The organism is Dactylosporangium sp. NPDC000521, from assembly GCF_042898305.1.
Classification (GTDB): Bacteria; Actinomycetota; Actinomycetes; order Mycobacteriales; family Micromonosporaceae; genus Dactylosporangium.
The window spans coordinates 1-1,562 of the sequence record NZ_JBIAYW010000062.1; the positions used below are offsets into that span (position 1 = coordinate 1).

2 protein-coding genes are annotated in these 1,562 nt (G+C 69.0%); one reads left to right on the top strand and one right to left on the bottom strand.

Going from position 1 to position 1,562, the window contains the following annotated elements; genetic code table 11:
- Window positions 1-16: 16 nt before the first annotated feature.
- Window positions 17-370, bottom strand: coding sequence for a hypothetical protein (locus tag ACFY3L_RS54540; RefSeq protein WP_389343942.1), 354 nt, complete (start codon window positions 368-370; stop codon window positions 17-19).
- Between the two features lie 109 nt (window positions 371-479).
- Here ACFY3L_RS54540 and ACFY3L_RS54545 point away from each other — a divergent pair, with 109 nt between their 5' ends.
- Window positions 480-1,532, top strand: a complete 1,053-nt coding sequence (locus ACFY3L_RS54545; protein ID WP_389343945.1) for an IS630 family transposase — start codon at window positions 480-482, stop codon at window positions 1,530-1,532.
- The last annotated feature ends 30 nt before the right edge of the window (window positions 1,533-1,562 follow it).

The window sequence follows — 1,562 nt, forward strand, 5'->3', positions numbered from 1 at the left end:
CTAGTGCAGCACCGCGTTAATTCGTCGGGGGTGTGAGCCAGGCGGTGGGGCTGTTGAGGTAGAGGCCGCAGGCGCAGTCGAGGGCTTCTTCTGGGCTGCCCACGGGCAGCCCGGAAGGTAGGTAGTTGTCTTGGTAGCCGTCGCGGCTGGCGAGGTAGATGGCGAAGCCCCAGGTGTGCAGGACGCCTCCGAACCGTAGCCGGCACAGCGGTTGGACCTGGCCGTTTGGCAGGAGCCCGTCGATGTAGGCGAACCCGGCCCGGTAGCGGATTTGCACCGAGGTCAGTTGCGGCCAGTGGGTGGCGGCGTGTTCGTTGAGGCGTTGCCGCAGGTGGTGCTGCATCGACTCGGGCGGGTTCCGGCGGGCCATGGGGTTCATGTTGCCCTGCCCGCCGATGCTGACGCCATCACGGCGATGATCTGCCCGGTCGGTGACTGCTGGGTCGGGTGAGGTCCATGGATGGGCTGGGTGGGTCGTTGTGACGACAGCGGTGGTGGTCGTGCTGGACGAACAGATCCACCGGCAGTTGCGGCGCACCGCGCGGTCGGCCCGGGGCGAGATCCGGGCGGTGATCCGGGCGAAGATCGTCCTGGCAGCCGCGGACGGGACATCCAATGCCCGCATCGCCGCGGACCTGCGGGTCGGTGTCGACATGGTCCGCAAGTGGCGGGGCCGGTTCGCGGCCTACGGGCTGGCCGGCCTCACCGACGCGCGACGGTCCGGACGGCCCCGCCGGCACGGCGCCGACGTGCGGGTCCGGGTCGTGGCTGCCGCGACATCAGTGCCGCCCGGCCCGGAGTCGACCTGGTCGCACCGGCGCATCGCCGAACAACTCGCCGACACCACGATCTCACCTTCGCAGGTCGGACGGATCCTCGCCGACTGCGACCTGCGCCCGTACCGGGTCCGAGGCTGGCTGACCCGCAAGGATGACCCGCTGTTCTGGGCCCGTGCCGCCGACATCTGCCAGTTGTATCTGCATCCACCCGCCGGCGCGGTCGTGCTGTCCATCGACGAGAAGACCGCGATCGCCGCCCGATCCCGCAAACACCCCGGCCAGCCCACCGCCGCCGGACGGCCGGCCCGGCAGGAGTTCGAATACGTCCGGCACGGCACCGTGTCGATCGTCGCCGCCCTCGACGTCCAGACCGGTCAGGCGGTCACCGAACCGATCCACCGCAACGACTCGGTGACCTTCCAACGGTTCCTGGCCATGCTCGACGCGTCCATCGACCCCGCCAGACAGATCCACGTCGTGCTGGACAACGGATCCTCACACGTCGCGAAAGCCACCCGGGCCTGGCTGGCCGCGCACCCCCGCTGGCACGTGCACTGGACCCCGGCCCACGCCTCCTGGCTCAACCAGATCGAGCTGTACTTCTCCGCACTGACCCGCCGGGTCGTCCGCCACGGCGACTTCCCATCCCGCGACGACCTCATCAACAAGATCGAAAACTACGTGATCGAGAAGAACACCACCGCCAAGCCCTACCGCTGGACCTACGACGGCACTCCACTCAAGGCCGCATGACCCCGACGAACTAACGCGGCGCTGCACTAG